A 16,370-nucleotide genomic window follows, 5' to 3' on the forward strand; every position below is an offset into this window, starting at 1 on the left:
CCTCCTGATCTGTTTCCTCTATGAGGCTTACAACAAAATTCTTTCAAAAAAAGTAGGAGCGTACCTTGCCACATAAGATTCGCCCGTAAATGCCAACTCGTCCAACCTGACACGCATATCCTGAAGGTTGATGCTTTCCCCGGCGATATTCAAAATCGCGGCTCTTGTCATCGCCCTCAGAATCGTGACTTCTTTTGCCAGCTTGTCACCAAACAGCTTTCCGCTATGCACAATCTCTGAGCGATGATTGTACGATTTTTTTACAAACTGTGCAATCTGTTCACGCTGCAAGGCAGTTTCTCCAAAATAGTACGCCATTCGGACACGCAATTTATAGGTAATCTCGCCTTTTTTGCCATCGGGAACGAACAAAGATTCTAATGCAATCCACAGATCCAACAACTGATCCTCGTAGTTTTTCTTCTCCAGCGAGAGCGCATAGCGACGAAAAGCAAGGGATGGCAGCTTCTGTTCCACTAATGAAGTAAAAATACCCGCCGTTTCATCATCAAATGAGTACTTGTCACCATCAAGCGATCGCTTCAAATACGTAATACCATACATATTGCCATTGACCGTGATGATGTAAGGAATCGAACAAGTCCCCGTTGTGCACGCTAGATTCAGCTTATTTTCGATTTCTTCAATCCACACCCGATCATCCGTTACTTTCATCTCTTCGTGATCCCCAACTAAAAATAAACTGCTGGGATCTACACGCAAATCAAAGGTTCGCTTGTTCTCGTCCATCTCATTGCGTAAAAAACGAGAAGCGATCTCATATGGCCTCTTTGCGCCGGATATGAGCGTGTACGAATTAGGCAAATCGATCCGAACGGGCTGTGCTGTTGTTGAATTGAATACGGGGGCGATTAAAACTGGCATAGTTCTCGCTCCTTCCAGACCAGCAGAGCTCGTTTATTGTTTACATAATAAATATTATGTTCTATAAACAGTATCGTGCCATTCTGTAATTTTGACAACATATCAATTCCTTCTAAATGTGGACATGCTTCCTTACCATACGAGTTTGGAACAACCTCATTATAGAATACCAGCATTTCCTATGATTCGTCATCATGTGTTTACGCCAAACTAGGTAAAGAAGGAGTTGATTTTATGGAAAAGGACCATATTCTAGATGAAAATCCGCATCAAACTTACAATAATGTAGCCCGCCCGCTAGAACAGACTGGCGAACCCCAGCCCGGCTCAAAAAAAGTGAAGCAGCAAAATCATTCTCGCTCCATTCAAACACGCGAAGGATAATGAATGGCACCTGGCTCCATTGCAGTCAGGTGCCTCTACCCTTCCTTTTTTTTACATCAAAAATGATTGAATTGTCCCACAAGGATGCACTATGATAAATTTAGTATCCTTGATGGAGGTTAAGTGAAGATGATCACCATTCCACTTCCGGGCAATCATAGCCCTCTTTCCAATTTGATCAGCTATAGTGTTTCTCCGCTGTACGAGATGGCTGCTAGTTTGTATACACTTGCCCAAGAGACACCTCCCGAGCGATTTGCGCATTGGACGGAAGAAAAAGTAGAGCAGTTTGAGTCTGCCCGTCTTTTAAAAGAATGGGGCTATTTTGTCCCCCTCTTTCGATATGGGATCCCTGACTCATTTGACCCCTTACATACAAAAGGTGTAATGGCTGTCGATGATCAATATGAGTACTTCGTAACACTTCCCACCGATCATTTTGTGCGCAGTATAAAACCGATCTTGGAGGAGTGGATATTGCATCACGATGCTCCTGTAGTTGCCTTCGATTTAGAAGAAGATGCCGATTATGTGAAAGGCCGTTTTAGCCTGTTCGTTTCATCTTATTGGCAGCTATTTTTTGAGGCGAATTGGGAGGCGATTGCTCCAAAATTTGTTCGTGAAGCTGAACGGATTTATTACTCTTTACAAGGAATCAAATCCCTTACTACCTATCTGCAATCCATTTCTCCCACAATTACTTATGATACAGAAACCCATCGGCTTACCTGTCCGAGTAATGGTCCTAGCTATGATGCGCAGCATCTGATTTTATATCCTAGCTATTATTATGCCCAAGAGCCCACGCTTACGAAAAAAGGCTGGAATGCCCATTTGCTTTATTCCATCTCGGAAGTACCCACTCAACCAAAAACGCCCTCATGAAGGGCGTTTTTCATGTTGCATATGTGCGACAATTAATTTATCTAATTGTTGGCTGATTCTCACGATTTCAGGGTCAAGAAAATTGTAACCTGCATCTTTTGCTGCGCGCTCTAGTTTTAGTCGCAAGTCATCAATCATCCGACTCGTAATTTCCATGCTGCAGACCTCCACCTAACGTTGTCTCCCACTATTTTACATTATTTAAGATCAGGTGGAAAGGGGAAGATGTGGAAGAAAAAGCCTTGCACCCATTTCCGGCACAAGGCTTTTTCCACTTCTTATTTCATGACGTGGATCGGACGACCCAGAGCCAATTCAGCAGCTTCCATTGTTACTTCACCCAGTGTTGGATGTGCGTGGATGGTCAGCTCGATGTCTTCGAGTGTTGCGCCCATTTCAATCGCCAATCCGATCTCTGCGATGATGTTGGATGCTTCTGGACCAACGATTTGCGCACCCAATACGAGATTCGTTTCTTTTTCTGCAATCAGCTTCACATAACCTTCGCCTGCATTTACAGACAGAGCGCGACCGTTTGCTGCGAATGGGAAACGACCTACAATATAGTCGATGCCTTTTTCTTTTGCTTCTTTCTCATTGATTCCAACGCTTGCGATTTCTGGATCGCAGAATACAACCGCTGGAATCGCCTTGTAGTCAACTTCTGCAGGATGGCCAGCAATCGCCTCAGCAGCAACCTTACCTTCGTAGGAAGCTTTATGAGCCAATGCAGGACCTGCTACGATATCCCCGATCGCGTACACGTTAGGAATGCTCGTGCGGCCTTGCTTGTCGACAACGATCAACCCACGGTCAGTCATGTTCATGCCGATATCGCGAATACCGAGTTCATCTGTATTCGGACGGCGTCCAACAGTAACGAGTACGTATTCTGCCTCGATTTTTTGTTGCTCGCCTTTTACTTCTGCAGTTACGATCACGCCGTTTTCTGTCTCTTCCATTCCTTGTGCCAATGCTTTTGTATGGATGGTAACGTCGAGCTTTTTCAGCTTGCGTTCCACCAAACGTGGCATGTCTGGCTCAAATCCTGGCAAGATTTGATCGGAACCTTCCAAAATCGTAACTTTTGTACCAAACTTCGCGAACACAGTACCAAGCTCGATACCGATGTATCCGCCGCCGATTACCACAAGGCTCTTCGGCAGTTCAGTCAAGGACAGCGCTTCAGTAGAAGACATTACGCGTTTGCCAAACGGGAATGCAGGCAACTCGATTGGACGCGAACCAGTTGCAATGATGCAATGCTGGAAGCGATAACGGTTGACATCATAACCGTGGAATACACGCACTTCATTTTCACTTACAAACAGCGCTTCACCAGGGATTACCTGGATTTTGTGGCCTTTGAAGAGGGAGCCTACGCCGCCAGTCAGTTGCTTCACGATGCCGCTTTTCCACTCTTGTACTTTGGCAAAATCCACTTTTACATTTTCCATGGTGATACCCATGGATTCTGTATGTTGTGTGTGCTCATATGTGTGTGCAGCGTGGATCATCGCTTTGGAAGGGATGCAACCTACGTTCAGGCACACACCGCCCAGCTCAGCTTTTTCCACGACAGCTACTGTTTTACCAAGTTGAGCTGCACGAATCGCTGCAACATATCCACCTGGACCGGCACCGATTACGAGTACGTCAACCTCTGTAGTAAATTCACCTACTACCATTGTCTCTTATCCCTCCATGACGAGCAGCGTTGGGTTTTCAAGGAGCTGCTTCACGTAGTTGACGAAACGCTGTGCAGGTTCGCCATCAACCAAGCGGTGGTCAAAGCTCAAGGACAGGTGCAACATTTGACCTACCGCAATTTCTCCATTTTTCACAACCGGTTTTTCGCTAATGCGGCCAACACCCAAAATTGCTACTTCTGGATGATTAATGATTGGCGTGAAGAACATACCGCCAGCAGAACCGATGTTTGTGATGCTGAAAGTAGAACCTTTCAACTCATCTGCAGTTGCTTTGCGGTCACGTGCTTTCTTCGCCAGCTCGCCGATTTCGCCTGCGATTTGGAAAATGGATTTGCTGTCAGCGGATTTCACAACTGGAACGAGCAAACCATCTTCTGTCGAGGTAGCGATACCGATGTTGTAGTACTTTTTGAAGATGATTTCTTGTTTCTCATCGTCGATAGAAGCGTTGAGTTCTGGGAATTTCTTCAGACCAGCTACAACTGCTTTCACGATCATAGGCAAGTAAGTCAGCTTCACACCGCGCTCTTCAGCAAGTGGCTTCGCATCTTTACGCATAGCGACAAGCGCTGTAACATCCACTTCGTCGAAGATAGTAACGTGTGGTGCTGTGTAAGCGGATTTCACCATTGCTTTCGCGATTGCTTTACGCATACCTTTCAGCGGAACGCGCTCTTCCAGCTCGCCTGCTGTAGGTGCGTGGTGAACAGTTGGAGCCGCTGCTGCTTGTGCTACACCTGTAGCTGCTGCAGGAGCTTCAGTAGCTACTGGAGCTGCCGCTGCTTGTGCAGTTGGTGCTGCTGCTCCACCAGATACGAAGCGATCTACGTCATCGCGTGTGATGCGACCCAATTTGCCTGTACCAGGTACGTTAGCCAATTGAACGCCTTTTTCGCGAGCGTATTTACGAACGGAAGGTGTAGCCAACACTTGCTTACGGTCAATCGGTGCCGCTACTGCTGTTGCAGTTGCTTGTGCCATTGGCGTTTCCAGTGCTTGGTTCGCATTTGCGCTCACTTGGGAACCGATGTCGCAGCCTGGCTCCATTTTTTCTGCAGCTTGAGGCGCTGGTGCCGCTTCAGCAGCATGGGAATCGCCATGACCATGGTCTGGCAGGTTCGGAATTTCGCCTTCTACGTCAAACTCGATCAGTGGATCGCCGACTACGGAAACCGTACCCTCGGTTACTTTCAGCTCGATAACTTTCCCTTTAACAGGCGACGGTACTTCTACAACCGCCTTGTCATTTTGTACTTCCATGATTACTTGGTCTTCTTCTACGGAATCTCCTGGCTGTACGTGCCATTTGACGATTTCGCCTTCATGGATACCCTCGCCGAGCTCCGGGAGTCTGAATGTAAAACGACTCACAGTATCTCCTCCTTATAACACTTCGCCATAGTAGTAAGCCTATATTTCCCAAAAGAAGGCGGAAAGCTTTCAACTTTTCCGCCATTATGTCTGTTTCTCAATTAAAAATCGAGGACTTGTGTCAGACCATCTACTACGCGTTTTACGTCAGGCAGCCATACATCTTCTGCTTGAGCAAACGGGTAAACGGTATCTGGTGCTGTAATACGCAGTACTGGTGCTTCGAGGTGCAGGATCGCACGCTCGTTGATTTGCGTGATGATTTCTGCCGCAACACCAGACGTTTTTTGTGCTTCTTGAACAACAATCGCACGGTTTGTTTTCTTCACAGAAGCTACGATGGTATCGATATCGAGTGGGCTGATGGTGCGCAGGTCGATTACTTCTACTTTTGCTCCACGCGCTTTCTCGATTTCTTCTGCTGCTTTCAGGCTGGTATGCACCATCGCACCATAGGTGATGATGGTAACATCGCTACCTTCTTTTACTACGTTTGCCTTGCCAAGTGGAATCGTGTACTCTCCTTCTGGAACTTCTTGACGGAAGGAACGGTACAGCTTCATGTGCTCAAGGAATACAACTGGATCGTTGTCGCGAATCGCGGAGATCAACAGTCCTTTTGCATCATATGGGTTGGAAGGGATAACCACTTTCAGTCCCGGAGTTTGCAGCATCAAACCTTCCAAAGAGTCCGCATGCAGTTCAGGCGTTTTTACACCGCCACCAAATGGGGAGCGGAATGTAATAGGGCTCGAGAAGCGACCACCAGAACGGTAACGCATACGGGAAGATTGGGATGCTACAGCATCAAACGTTTCAAATACGAAACCGAAGAACTGAATTTCTGCTACTGGACGGAAGCCGTTGATGGAAAGACCGACAGCCAAACCGCCGATTCCGGACTCAGCGAGTGGCGTATCGAATACGCGCTGCTCACCGAACTCAGCTTGCAGACCTTCTGTTGCACGGAACACCCCGCCGTTGTTACCTACGTCTTCACCGAAGACAAGAACGGTTTCATCGCGCTTCAACTCTACGCGCATTGCATCCGTAATGGCTTGAACCATTGTCATTTGTGCCATGGCTTATTTCGACTCCTTCGCCAGGAATTCTGCCTTTTGCTCTTCGAGTGCAGGCGGCAGTGTCTCAAACATTACATCGATCAGTTCGGAAACTTTCATCTTAGGTGTTTCGTCCGCTTTTTTGATTGCGTCCGCAACAGCTGCTTTCGCTTCTTCGATGACAGCTTCTTCGTCTTTTTCGCTCCAGAGGCCTTTTGCCTCGAGGAACTTGCGGAAACGGATCAGTGGATCGCGCAGTTCCCACTCGCTTTGCTCTTCACCTGTACGGTAACGAGTTGGGTCGTCACCAGCCATGGTATGAGGACCATAGCGGTACGTCATTGCTTCGATCAGAGTCGCACCTTCGCCATTTACGCCGCGCTCTTTTGCTTGTTGAACCGCGTAGTAAACCGCGAGAATGTCCATACCGTCAATGCGTTCGCTAGCAATACCAGCCGCTACTGCTTTGACTGCGATATTTTCAGAAGCCGTTTGTTTTTCGAACGGCAGGGAGATCGCATAACCGTTGTTTTGGGAGAAGAAGATAACAGGCAGTTTGTATACACCTGCAAAGTTCATACCCTCGTAGAAATCACCTTGGGAAGTTGCACCGTCACCAAAGTAGTTGATCGCTACTTTCTTTTCACCGCGCAGCTTGTAACCCATTGCAACACCTGTTGCTTGTGTACATTGAGCCGCGATGATGATTTGTGGCATCAATACGTTTACACCTTCAGGAATTTTGCCACCCTCGATGTGTCCGCGGGAGTACAGGAATGCCTTGTGCATAGGGTAACCATGCCATACCATTTGTGGAATATCACGGTAGCTAGGCAGGACAAAGTCTTCTTTGGAAAGAGCGGCCTCAGAACCGATCATGCTTGCTTCTTGACCAGCTACTGGTGCATAGAAACCAAGACGACCTTGGCGGTTCAAGCTGATTGCGCGTTGGTCCCATACACGGGTAAATACCATTTTACGCATCAGTTCACGCAATTCATCATCGGAGAGCTTAGGCATCAAGTCAGGACGAACAACCGTACCATCCGGGGCAAGAATTTGCAGCGGGGCGTTGTTCTCTGTTTGTTCAACAGCAGTGGATACGCTCATCACATTCACCTCGTCACTAGAATAAGGGGCTTCCTTTTCCGCGTTGCCCTTTGTCATCTATCTGAGCATCTGCTCGATAAGCGACGAATGCCATTCGCGGGCGGAAGTGACCCTGATAAAATCCAGAAGAAAGTTGCATGGTGCAAGAAAGGGCTTACAGCGCCGTTTGCAACACCCTGTTATATTGCAGTCAAAATACCTGTTTAATGTGTTACAGTATTGATATTACAGGGTTTATTTCCTCTCTGTTATCATTTACTATATAAGCTGTATCAGTTTTTTTCAAGGCTTAGTTTTTTATTTGAGCAATCAGGGAGTGTGAATCGATGTCTGATTATGTAAAGCGAACCATCATGAAAGAAGAAGTGCCTAGCATCCACGTGGACACTCCCCGCTCGGTCAAAGTATACCTACCGCCGGGGTACAATGAGCTTCTTTCTTACCCTGTTGTGTACTGCCAGGATGGGAACGACTTTTTTACGATGGGACGAATCGCGACCATCTCCAATCAACTGATTCTGGAAGAAGGTATCGAACCCTACATCGTTGTCGGTGTCTCCGTCGATCGCAACAAGCGCACGAGCGAGTATTCTCCATCGGGGTCGAGAAATGCAGCCTATCAGCGCTTTTTCACCGAAGAACTGATTCCTTACATAGAGGAGCGTTATCCTGTGCGCCGTGATCCTGGTTCACGCATACTGGCAGGAGATTCTTTGGGTGGAACTGTTTCTTTGCATCTCGCATTGGAACATCCCGATCTCTTTCCACAAGTACTCGCGTTGTCCGGGGCGTTTTTCCAAACAACACTCGATCCACTTTTGAATCAGGCCAGTCTTTCCTGGCTGCGAATCTGGATGGTCGTCGGCCTCGAGGAGACTGCTGTAGAAACAAGCGCGGGTACCTTCGATTTCGTGCACTGGAATCGCGAGGCAAAACAGATTCTTGAGGACAAGCAAGCAACCTTGTCCTATCGAGAAAAACCAGGGAATCATGTCTGGGGTTTGTGGCAAAAAGAGCTGCCAGATGCCTTGCGCTACTTCTTCCCACCTCCCCGTCTGTAACCATTACGAGCCATTGATTTCTTTGATGTCCTCGTATCCGTAGTACCGGCCATCCACCAGGAAAATACCTTGGTGGTTGGCTTTTTCAATTTCGCCCGCAACCTGATTGGCGTCGTTTAGGACGATGTTGACAATCTTGCTCTCGTCCCGTTTCATTTGATTGAGAATGCGTTCTCGCTCTTTAGCCGAGATCATATCCATCCCTCTTTTCCCCTATGTTGGATAGCTATAGTATTTCATTGGCGGCTCTGAATTACACACAACTGAGTTTGCCGAGTGGAACCAAAAAAAGCCTTGCCGCTCTCCATGTTTCCGGATACGGCAAGACTCTTTTTTATTGTTCGATGGTTGTATATTTAAAATCCCTACCACCGAATGGGTTGATCAAAAATCCTTTGACTTTGTCAGTTTTTATATACGGTCTTGCGCCATAATACACTGGGGCAATCGGCATTTCCTCCATTAAGATGGTCTCTGCCTCACGCATGATCGCATTACGCTTCGTCGAATCTTTTTCCAAGTAACTTTGGACGATTAACTCCCGGTATCTGTCGTTTTCCCAAGCAGCGTCGTTCGTACCCACGGTTTTGTCTTTGAATATTTCCAGGAAATTGATGGGGTCGTTAAAATCAGCACCCCAATTTCGGTAGGCAAACTGATAGTTTTTGGAGCGCTTGTTTTGTAAAAATACTTTTTCCTCCAAGCCACTGATTTTTACATCAACACCCAAGCTTCTTTTCCATTGATCTTGAAGCACTTCAGCCAGCTTTTTCTGACGATCGTCACCTGAACCATAAGTGAATGTCACGGTAGGCATCGTCGAAAGTCCCAGTTCCTTTAACCCTTCAGCCAATAACAGTTTCGCCTTCTCTACATCCTCTTGAAAATAGTCATTTCCGCTAAGTTGCATGGAGGGCGGAACCCATGCAAAAGCCGCAGGCACCCCTGTCTGCACAATTCCGTCTACCAAAGGCTGCCGTTGGATCGAATACGAGAAGGCTTGTCGAATCTTTTTATTCGTAAATGGGGACACGGTTGTATTAAAGGTAACTGCAACTGTGTTCGGATACGGCGCCATTACGATTTTTCCTTCCTCCTGCAAGGCGGGAATCACGTCGACGGGCAACACGTAGCTTGGATGCCCTCCCCAATCCAAATCACCAGAATCAAACAACGCTTGAGCGGTATTGGTATCGGTAATCATGCTCCAGACGATCTTGTCGAGCTTCACGGCATCTTTGTCGTGATAATTCTCGTTTTTCACAAGAACCAATTTGTTTTTATGCTCCCACAGCTCCATTTTGAATGGGCCGTTGCCTACGTAGTTGTCTGGAGACGCTGCCCAATCTGGATGTGCCTCCAAGGTCTTTTTATGTAAAGGAAACAATGTCGGGAAAGCCGTCAATTCATAAAAAAACGGAGCTGGCGAATTGAGCTTGACCTCTAATGTAAAATCATCTAGTGCTTTAACCCCTACGCCTTCATGCGTTCCTTTCCCTGTGTTAAACTCCTCTGCCCCTTTAATGAAATAAAGCATATAGGCATATTCGGACGCTGTCTTCGGGTCGAGATTTCTTTTCCAAGCGAACTCAAAGTCATGGGCGGTTACCGAATCTCCGTTGCTCCATAACGCATTTGTTTTCAATTTGAATGTGTACGTCGTCAAATCCGCGGAAACCGTATAACTGTCGGCGATAGCGTTAGCTATTTTCCCATCCGATCCATAGCGAGTCAGTCCTTCAAAACAGGCAGTAATGACATCAAAGGAGGTACCATCGGAAGCAAGTCCGGGATCCGCTGTCGGAGGCTCTCCACCGTCTGCGTTCCAATTCAATACCATCTCTTTTCCCGTTGTCTGCACTGTTTGAGATGCCTGATCATTTGGTTTGTTCGTTACCGCCGTTTCACTTGTACTACATCCCGTAATAACTTGAAGCAGCAAGAAACAGCTCAAAATGAAGCTCATCCTCTTTCTCATCGAGACAATCCCCCTTGATTCCATTCGATTCCATACACCAGTAAATACTATCGCTTTATCACACTACTATGATAACGCAAGTGTAGGAGAAACAAATCAGACGGTATGGCGAAAAACAGATCGTGTATAGACTCTTATTTTGTACAAATTGTCTAACTATTTCGAATTGATGGTTGAAGCAAAGAAAAAAGCCAGTCTTCCCTTCGACTGGCTACAAGCGTTTGATACAATTACACTGTTACCAATAATTCCTCTACTGCTTCTACAACGGTCTTGATATGTTGATCGCTAATGTGTCGATGCGTCGTAAAGCGAATGACATACTCGTCAAAATCGACCGCGAGCACTCCTTTTTCCTCCAAACGTTCCAAGAAGGCGACAGCTGTTTGTCCAATCGAGCCCGTATTCACCAGCACGATATTCGACTCGACTTGCTCCACCTGAAGCGATAGCTGGCGCAAGCCTTTCGCCAATTGCTGTGCCCGTTCATGATCTTCTGCCAATCGTTCGGTCATTTGTGTCAGAGCAATGATGCCCGGCGCTGCCAAATACCCTGCCTGACGCAACCCCCCGCCTAATTTTTTTCTCCACCATCTCGCTTCTTCGATAAACGCACGTTCACCAGCCAAAATGGAACCAACTGGAGCACTCAGCCCTTTGGACAAGCAAATCTGAACGGTATCGGCATAAACGCTTAGCTCACTGACTGCAACACCTTGTGCCACAGCCGCATTGAAGAGACGCGCACCGTCCAAATGAACGGGAACACCGTGTTTTTGCGCGATATCATAGACGCTCTTCATTTGCTCAACAGAGATTACCGCCCCGCCCGCGCGATTATGTGTATTTTCTAGACAGATCAATTTTGTACGAGGAAAATGGATATTGTTGCCCCGAATCGCCCTCTCTACCTCTTCTGCACGCAGAGCACCGCGTTCACCAACCAGCGTCCGTGTTTGCACGCCAGCCAATGCCGACATTGCGCCGCCTTCATAGTAAAATATGTGCGAATCCGCTTCCGCAATGACTTCATCTCCGTTGACACAATGCGTCAAAACTGCGACCTGATTACCTTGCGTGCCACTTGTTACAAACAGAGCAGCTTCCTTTCCGAGTATTTCAGCCGCGATCGCTTCCAAACGATTGACAGTTGGGTCCTCCCGGTAAACATCATCCCCAACCTCCGCTTCCGCCATTGCCCGAAGCATCTCCTCGGTTGGCCTTGTAACGGTATCACTGCGCAAATCGATTTTCATAGATGACTCTCCTTCCACCCTGTTGTCATTCTCTAGGCATATTGTAACACTTTCAACATTGCATCCTGATTTCCCTCTTGCTAAGATGGAGGGGTAACTTACATACAGTTAGGGGATTTGACCTGTGAAACTAAAAATCACTCGTAACGCTGCCAAGCAATTGGCTCCAATCATCGAGCAAGAAGAAGACAAAGAATTGAAACTGCGCGTTTATATTACACACGCTCACGGTGATCATGCACATTACGGACTCGCTCTGGACAAGCCAACAGAAGAAGATGTAGTGATCTCGACAGACAAAGAGATCGATGTGATCGTGAAAAAGGATGAGCCATTGCTGGATGGCGTCGTCATTGATTACCTCTTCTTGCCACAAGAAGGTTTTGTGATTACGAACCCTTCTAAAGGTAACACAGGTGACCACTAAGCATGATACAGATAAACCCTCTGCTTTTTTTACAAGCAGAGGGTTTTCTTTGATGAGTCGGTTCTTATTCGTCAGTCGCCATAGTGTACAGCACTGCCGGTAAATCTTTCAGCAGCGGTGAAGAAACGTCATCAACCTGTGTCATAACAAGCCGATGGACTGGACGTGTCATCGCGACATACAACAGTTTTGCATCCCATTCATTATTTTGATAAGCGTCCACATCCAGCAAAATGACCACATCGAACTGCAAGCCTTTTGTTAAAAAAGCAGGCATGACGGTCACCCCACCCGGAAATTGGTTATCCTTGCTGCCTAACAGAGTCAGATCAGCTATCTTGTCTTGCAGGCCTTTATGTGCTTTTTTACTCGCTTGAATAGTTTTCGCTACGATCGCAATCGTTTTGAAGCCTTCCGACTGGTAGTCTGCCACACGCGAAGAGATGTCCTCCCACAGTTGCGCTCGTGAACGAGCCTTGACCATGATTGGTTTTTCACCATGACGCAAAACCGGTTTTGCCAATACCGTCTCGGGCAAATCAATTTGCCGCAACACTTCGTTAGCACAGCGCATAATCTCAATTGTCGAACGATAGCTTTGCGACAACGTATAATAGGAAGGAAACAGCTGTGCAAATATCCCCTTCGTCAACTCTTCCCAGGCATGAATTCCCCGGTAGCTATGAATGCCTTGCGCAATATCTCCCACGATCGTGAGCGAGTTTCTCTTAGTTGCCAATGCAATGACAGCTATTTCTAACGCACTCAAGTCTTGTGCTTCATCCACGACCGTATGATCAAAATGCTCCGCCTTATTCATTCCTTCTACAATATGCTGCAAGTATAGCAATGGCGCGATATCTTCGGGCTCCAATCGCTCCTCTGCAAACAGCGCAGCACTTGACTGAGTCACATCACGCACAACTTCGTCTGAAATGTCAGCAGGTGCGAGTTTGCGCAGCAATTCCTCGTCAGCAATCAGCTCGCGATAAGCTGCGAAGATTTCCAGTCTTGGAAACGAAGTCAGGTACGTATCCAGGATTTGCTCCAGCATTTTCTCGAATTTGTACAAGCCTTCTTTGTCCAAATCGACTTTTCGTTCTCGTAAATGGGCAAATAATTGCTTGTTCATTTCTTGTTTTAAATGCTTGCGAAGCGCTTCTACTCGTCGATGATACGGCATATTGGCGAATTGCTCCAAGAAGCATTGGCGAATAAAATCACCCGGAATGGAAAAGACTTGCTTTGTTTTGTTGTATAAAAAGCTGAGTTTCTTAAAAGGGATTCTCGTTTCGACGATATGCCGAATGTATTGCTCCAGCGCCTCCCGACAAGCGAGCGATCCTTTGAAGCGAAGCCTGTTTCGCGTCATTTCTTGCTGGCGCTCGTCCTGCCCCTCTTCGAAGAACAATTGAAGAGGCTTATCGGGACTCACGATTCTCCATCCTTTTGGCAGCAGAGGCTTCACAAGACGCGCTGCCCAATCAACAAAGGTAGACTGTTGAACGTCATCGACTCCCAGCTCAGGTAAAACCTCGGATATATAGGTAAGAAACATCCGGTTTGGCGCAAACACCATGAATTTTTTGGACATCATGGAATCCTGGAAGTTATAAATCAAATAGGAGAGTCGGTGCAGCGCAATCGTCGTTTTTCCGCTCCCCGCTACACCTTGCACGACAATGGGCCGTTCTTTTTCCGCCCGAATAATATCATTTTGCTCGGATTGAATGGTAGCGACGATGTCTTTTAGCCTGCTATCGTTCGCCTGATTCAGATTGGCTGCCAAAAATTCATCGATGAAGCCCTCCTGCAAAAACTCGTCAGGATGCCCCATTTCGCGATTAATCGTTTCCTTTACCGCTCCATCATAGATGCCGACGATCTTTCCGTCTTCAATCGCAAAATTACGCTTTAATCGAACTTCACCACGCACGATCTCGCGTCCCATCCGATAAAACGCGTCTTTGCTCTCACCGGAATAATAAAGACTGGCGATAGGCGCACGCCAATCCACGACGACAGAATCAAATGTATCGCTGCGTACAATTCCCCGTTTTCCTATGTAGACCTGATCCAGCTCGTAGATTTCATCCTTCAAGAAGTCCACTCTGCCGAAATAAGGCTTCTCTCGCCCCTGATCTTCCAGGTAGCGTAAATCCTTTGCCTTTTTAGAGTTAACGACCTGTTTCACATAGTCATCAGTTGCCTCGCGAATTTCATTGCGAATCTGCTCCATTTCTTCATCAATAGCTGAAATGGTTTCATCCAGCTTTTTTTGTTCCAACTCATAATCACGATGCTGTGTACTCACCTTCATTCCCCCTCACATGTATCGTGTCTTTGAACGTATCAGGCCCATTGCCTGGCCAGCCATATTCCAACCGCACATGAAAGTAGACCGACTCCCAAACTGAGAAGAGCATATAAAGTGCCCCGCAACAGATGTCCTTCTCCCCAAAAAGTGACCACTTCCAAGGAGAAGCTAGAGAAAGTCGTAAATCCTCCCATGACACCCGTTGCAAATAAGAGATAGAGTGTTGGAGATAAAATGCCCCGTTCTTTCCCTAGCACGAACAAGATGCCAATGATCAAGGATCCACAAACATTGGCGATCCAGGTTCCCCACGGCCATTCCGGCTGATTTGCGAGTAAAGACAATAGGTAGCGCATAAGAGAGCCAACTGCTCCGCCAACCGCCACAGCTATCCACGCCATCGCTTTCCCTCCCTGGCTATCAAAGCGTTATGTATGTCACAGAAAAAGACACCCTAGCGTCAAGCGAGGATGTCTGTCGTATCAGTAATTGTTATCTTACTGTTTTGGCTTATTTTCTTCAAGGTCTTCCACATAACGGATGGAATCCAAATTTGCTCTCAGTGAAAGCTTAACGGCGTCAATGTACTTTTGGCGCAATGCTTTTTGCTCGATCTTTTCCTCTTCGGTTAAACCTTCTTCGCGAGATTTTTTGACCAATTCATTAATGCGTTTAATTTCTGCGTCAGATACCACTGCTGGTTCCTCCCACTCTGTAGTAGTGCCGCTTCATTATACCATATTCGAATAATCCCGCAAGACAGCCGAACACTTACGGCATATCAGGCATGATCAGAGTCTGACCCGGGTAAATCCAGTTGCTATCCAAGCCGTTCGCTTCCTTGATTTCTATGATATAGTCACGAACATCCGTATGCTGATCTGAGTAGCGAACAGCTAACGACCATAGACTATCTCCGGATTGTACGGTTACTTCTATGCCTTGTGGCTCGTCCATTGGCGAAGCAGCAAACACTAGTTCGGTTAACAAGTAAAAAAAGAGAGTAAATGTAATAAGAAACAAGAGTGCTTGACCTCTCGTGATACCAAAACGAACACGACGTTCTTCTTTTTTCTCGAAACGATTACGTACTGTCGATGAATTCATGATAATGGCCTCCTTACAAACATACGTTCTGTTCTCTTGTAAGCTCATCATAAATGAGAACATATGTTCATGTCAACAGCGAAACGAACTTATGTTTGTCGAACGCAAGCTCCCATGGTATAATATAGGAAAATATGTTCGAGAAATCAGGGGTGTCTTTCTATGTCAAAATTATCGAGTAGACAACAAGCCATCATCGAGTTCATACGAAAGGAAGTTCGTGATAAAGGATATCCGCCTTCTGTACGTGAAATTGGAGAGGCTGTTGGACTCGCTTCCAGCTCAACGGTACATGGTCATTTGGCACGCTTAGAGAAAAAAGGCCTCATTCGTCGAGATCCTACCAAACCTCGCGCCATCGAATTGCTTTCAGATGAAGATCGTTTTCAAGACAATTTCGAAGACTCTGTCGTCCGTGTGCCAGTAATCGGAAAAGTAACCGCTGGACAACCCATTACAGCCATTGAGGATGTGGAAGAATACTTCCCGCTTCCAGACAATATCGTGACTTCCGACAAGGTCTACATGCTGCGCGTCTCCGGGAATAGTATGATTGATGCCGGGATTCTCGACGGAGACTACGTCATTGTTCGCCAACAGCACGTCGCGAACAATGGTGACATTGTCGTAGCCATGACAGAAGAAGATGAAGCGACCGTCAAAAGATTTTTCAAAGAAAAGAACCACTTCCGTCTCCAACCGGAAAATGCCACGATGGAACCGATCATTCTGGAGCATGTCACCATTCTCGGTAAAGTCATTGGTGTCTATCGCCTCATTCACTAGTTTCCACGTAAAAAAGGACAGCCTCGGCTG

Annotated in this window: 18 protein-coding genes; 5 read left to right on the forward strand and 13 right to left on the reverse strand. The window is 46.8% G+C overall.

Going from position 1 to position 16,370, the window contains the following annotated elements; translation table 11 throughout:
- Positions 1–27: 27 nt before the first annotated feature.
- The gene (locus HP401_RS12565) at positions 28–885 is read right to left on the reverse strand and encodes a HEPN domain-containing protein (RefSeq protein WP_142496709.1); all 858 of its coding nucleotides are present in this window, start codon (positions 883–885) and stop codon (positions 28–30) included.
- A 234-nt stretch (positions 886–1,119) separates the two neighbouring features.
- Between HP401_RS12565 and HP401_RS12570 the strand changes: the two genes are divergently transcribed.
- Together HP401_RS12570 and HP401_RS12575 are read left to right on the forward strand one after the other, a co-directional pair.
- Positions 1,120–1,269 (forward strand): hypothetical protein, encoded by a 150-nt coding sequence (locus HP401_RS12570; protein ID WP_015891582.1) that lies wholly within the window; start codon positions 1,120–1,122, stop codon positions 1,267–1,269.
- A gap of 129 nt (positions 1,270–1,398) precedes the next feature.
- Complete coding sequence (locus HP401_RS12575; RefSeq protein ID WP_064202622.1) at positions 1,399–2,154, forward strand: hypothetical protein; 756 nt, start codon at positions 1,399–1,401, stop codon at positions 2,152–2,154.
- Here the strand turns inward: HP401_RS12575 and HP401_RS12580 are convergent.
- From HP401_RS12580 to pdhA, 5 genes are all read right to left on the reverse strand, one after another.
- The gene (locus HP401_RS12580; protein WP_015891584.1) at positions 2,149–2,310 is read right to left on the reverse strand and encodes an aspartyl-phosphate phosphatase Spo0E family protein; all 162 of its coding nucleotides are present in this window, start codon (positions 2,308–2,310) and stop codon (positions 2,149–2,151) included. The genes HP401_RS12575 and HP401_RS12580 overlap by 6 nt on opposite strands.
- A 122-nt stretch (positions 2,311–2,432) precedes the next feature.
- Positions 2,433–3,842 (reverse strand): dihydrolipoyl dehydrogenase, encoded by a 1,410-nt coding sequence (lpdA, locus tag HP401_RS12585; protein WP_016743458.1) that lies wholly within the window; start codon positions 3,840–3,842, stop codon positions 2,433–2,435.
- A 6-nt stretch (positions 3,843–3,848) separates the two neighbouring features.
- Entirely contained in the window at positions 3,849–5,237 is a 1,389-nt protein-coding gene (locus tag HP401_RS12590) for a dihydrolipoamide acetyltransferase family protein (protein ID WP_173605235.1), read from the reverse strand.
- Between the two features lie 101 nt (positions 5,238–5,338).
- Positions 5,339–6,319, reverse strand: a complete 981-nt coding sequence (locus tag HP401_RS12595; RefSeq protein WP_015891587.1) for an alpha-ketoacid dehydrogenase subunit beta — start codon at positions 6,317–6,319, stop codon at positions 5,339–5,341.
- A 3-nt stretch (positions 6,320–6,322) separates the two neighbouring features.
- Positions 6,323–7,408, reverse strand: coding sequence for a pyruvate dehydrogenase (acetyl-transferring) E1 component subunit alpha (gene pdhA / locus HP401_RS12600; protein ID WP_016743455.1), 1,086 nt, complete (start codon positions 7,406–7,408; stop codon positions 6,323–6,325).
- A gap of 326 nt (positions 7,409–7,734) precedes the next feature.
- On the opposite strand from pdhA, the gene HP401_RS12605 reads away from it, so the two are divergent.
- Positions 7,735–8,469 (forward strand): alpha/beta hydrolase, encoded by a 735-nt coding sequence (locus HP401_RS12605; protein WP_064202625.1) that lies wholly within the window; start codon positions 7,735–7,737, stop codon positions 8,467–8,469.
- A gap of 3 nt (positions 8,470–8,472) precedes the next feature.
- On the opposite strand, the gene HP401_RS12610 is transcribed toward HP401_RS12605, so the two are convergent.
- From HP401_RS12610 to ltaE, 3 genes are all read right to left on the reverse strand, one after another.
- Entirely contained in the window at positions 8,473–8,670 is a 198-nt protein-coding gene (locus tag HP401_RS12610; protein ID WP_015891590.1) for a hypothetical protein, read from the reverse strand.
- 133 nt (positions 8,671–8,803) lie between these two features.
- The gene (locus HP401_RS12615; RefSeq protein ID WP_173605236.1) at positions 8,804–10,447 is read right to left on the reverse strand and encodes a peptide ABC transporter substrate-binding protein; all 1,644 of its coding nucleotides are present in this window, start codon (positions 10,445–10,447) and stop codon (positions 8,804–8,806) included.
- A 230-nt stretch (positions 10,448–10,677) separates the two neighbouring features.
- The gene (gene ltaE / locus HP401_RS12620) at positions 10,678–11,703 is read right to left on the reverse strand and encodes a low-specificity L-threonine aldolase (protein WP_173605237.1); all 1,026 of its coding nucleotides are present in this window, start codon (positions 11,701–11,703) and stop codon (positions 10,678–10,680) included.
- Between the two features lie 124 nt (positions 11,704–11,827).
- On the opposite strand from ltaE, the gene HP401_RS12625 reads away from it, so the two are divergent.
- Entirely contained in the window at positions 11,828–12,130 is a 303-nt protein-coding gene (locus tag HP401_RS12625; protein WP_015891593.1) for a HesB/IscA family protein, read from the forward strand.
- A 64-nt stretch (positions 12,131–12,194) separates the two neighbouring features.
- Here HP401_RS12625 and HP401_RS12630 read toward each other — a convergent pair whose 3' ends face one another.
- The 4 genes from HP401_RS12630 to yneA all read right to left on the reverse strand — a co-directional run bounded on the left by HP401_RS12630 (position 12,195) and on the right by yneA (position 15,554).
- Complete coding sequence (locus HP401_RS12630; RefSeq protein ID WP_173605238.1) at positions 12,195–14,444, reverse strand: HelD family protein; 2,250 nt, start codon at positions 14,442–14,444, stop codon at positions 12,195–12,197.
- A gap of 38 nt (positions 14,445–14,482) precedes the next feature.
- The gene (crcB, locus tag HP401_RS12635) at positions 14,483–14,848 is read right to left on the reverse strand and encodes a fluoride efflux transporter CrcB (protein WP_173605239.1); all 366 of its coding nucleotides are present in this window, start codon (positions 14,846–14,848) and stop codon (positions 14,483–14,485) included.
- 96 nt (positions 14,849–14,944) lie between these two features.
- Complete coding sequence (locus HP401_RS12640; protein WP_173605240.1) at positions 14,945–15,142, reverse strand: DUF896 domain-containing protein; 198 nt, start codon at positions 15,140–15,142, stop codon at positions 14,945–14,947.
- Between the two features lie 76 nt (positions 15,143–15,218).
- Positions 15,219–15,554 carry a cell division suppressor protein YneA gene (yneA, locus tag HP401_RS12645; protein WP_015891596.1) on the reverse strand — a complete coding sequence of 112 codons (336 nt, stop codon included), beginning with the start codon at positions 15,552–15,554 and terminating at the stop codon, positions 15,219–15,221.
- Between the two features lie 162 nt (positions 15,555–15,716).
- On the opposite strand from yneA, the gene lexA reads away from it, so the two are divergent.
- Positions 15,717–16,340 carry a transcriptional repressor LexA gene (lexA, locus tag HP401_RS12650; protein ID WP_007718939.1) on the forward strand — a complete coding sequence of 208 codons (624 nt, stop codon included), beginning with the start codon at positions 15,717–15,719 and terminating at the stop codon, positions 16,338–16,340.
- Positions 16,341–16,370 lie beyond the last annotated feature (30 nt).

It is taken from the genome of Brevibacillus sp. HB2.2, from assembly GCF_013284275.1.
Taxonomy (GTDB): Bacteria; Bacillota; Bacilli; order Brevibacillales; family Brevibacillaceae; genus Brevibacillus; species Brevibacillus brevis_D.

Excerpts from the sequence above, each read along its gene's own strand:
- HP401_RS12565 (WP_142496709.1), bottom strand. The coding sequence starts at position 885 with ATGCCAGTTTTAATCGCCCCCGTATTCAATTCAACAACAGCACAGCCC.
- HP401_RS12570 (WP_015891582.1), top strand. The coding sequence starts at position 1,120 with ATGGAAAAGGACCATATTCTAGATGAAAATCCGCATCAAACTTACAAT.
- HP401_RS12575 (WP_064202622.1), top strand. The coding sequence starts at position 1,399 with ATGATCACCATTCCACTTCCGGGCAATCATAGCCCTCTTTCCAATTTG.
- HP401_RS12580 (WP_015891584.1), bottom strand. The coding sequence starts at position 2,310 with ATGGAAATTACGAGTCGGATGATTGATGACTTGCGACTAAAACTAGAG.
- lpdA (WP_016743458.1), bottom strand. The coding sequence starts at position 3,842 with ATGGTAGTAGGTGAATTTACTACAGAGGTTGACGTACTCGTAATCGGT.
- HP401_RS12595 (WP_015891587.1), bottom strand. The coding sequence starts at position 6,319 with ATGGCACAAATGACAATGGTTCAAGCCATTACGGATGCAATGCGCGTA.
- pdhA (WP_016743455.1), bottom strand. The coding sequence starts at position 7,408 with ATGAGCGTATCCACTGCTGTTGAACAAACAGAGAACAACGCCCCGCTG.
- HP401_RS12605 (WP_064202625.1), top strand. The coding sequence starts at position 7,735 with ATGTCTGATTATGTAAAGCGAACCATCATGAAAGAAGAAGTGCCTAGC.
- HP401_RS12610 (WP_015891590.1), bottom strand. The coding sequence starts at position 8,670 with ATGGATATGATCTCGGCTAAAGAGCGAGAACGCATTCTCAATCAAATG.
- HP401_RS12615 (WP_173605236.1), bottom strand. The coding sequence starts at position 10,447 with ATGAGAAAGAGGATGAGCTTCATTTTGAGCTGTTTCTTGCTGCTTCAA.
- ltaE (WP_173605237.1), bottom strand. The coding sequence starts at position 11,703 with ATGAAAATCGATTTGCGCAGTGATACCGTTACAAGGCCAACCGAGGAG.
- crcB (WP_173605239.1), bottom strand. The coding sequence starts at position 14,848 with ATGGCGTGGATAGCTGTGGCGGTTGGCGGAGCAGTTGGCTCTCTTATG.
- yneA (WP_015891596.1), bottom strand. The coding sequence starts at position 15,554 with ATGAATTCATCGACAGTACGTAATCGTTTCGAGAAAAAAGAAGAACGT.
- lexA (WP_007718939.1), top strand. The coding sequence starts at position 15,717 with ATGTCAAAATTATCGAGTAGACAACAAGCCATCATCGAGTTCATACGA.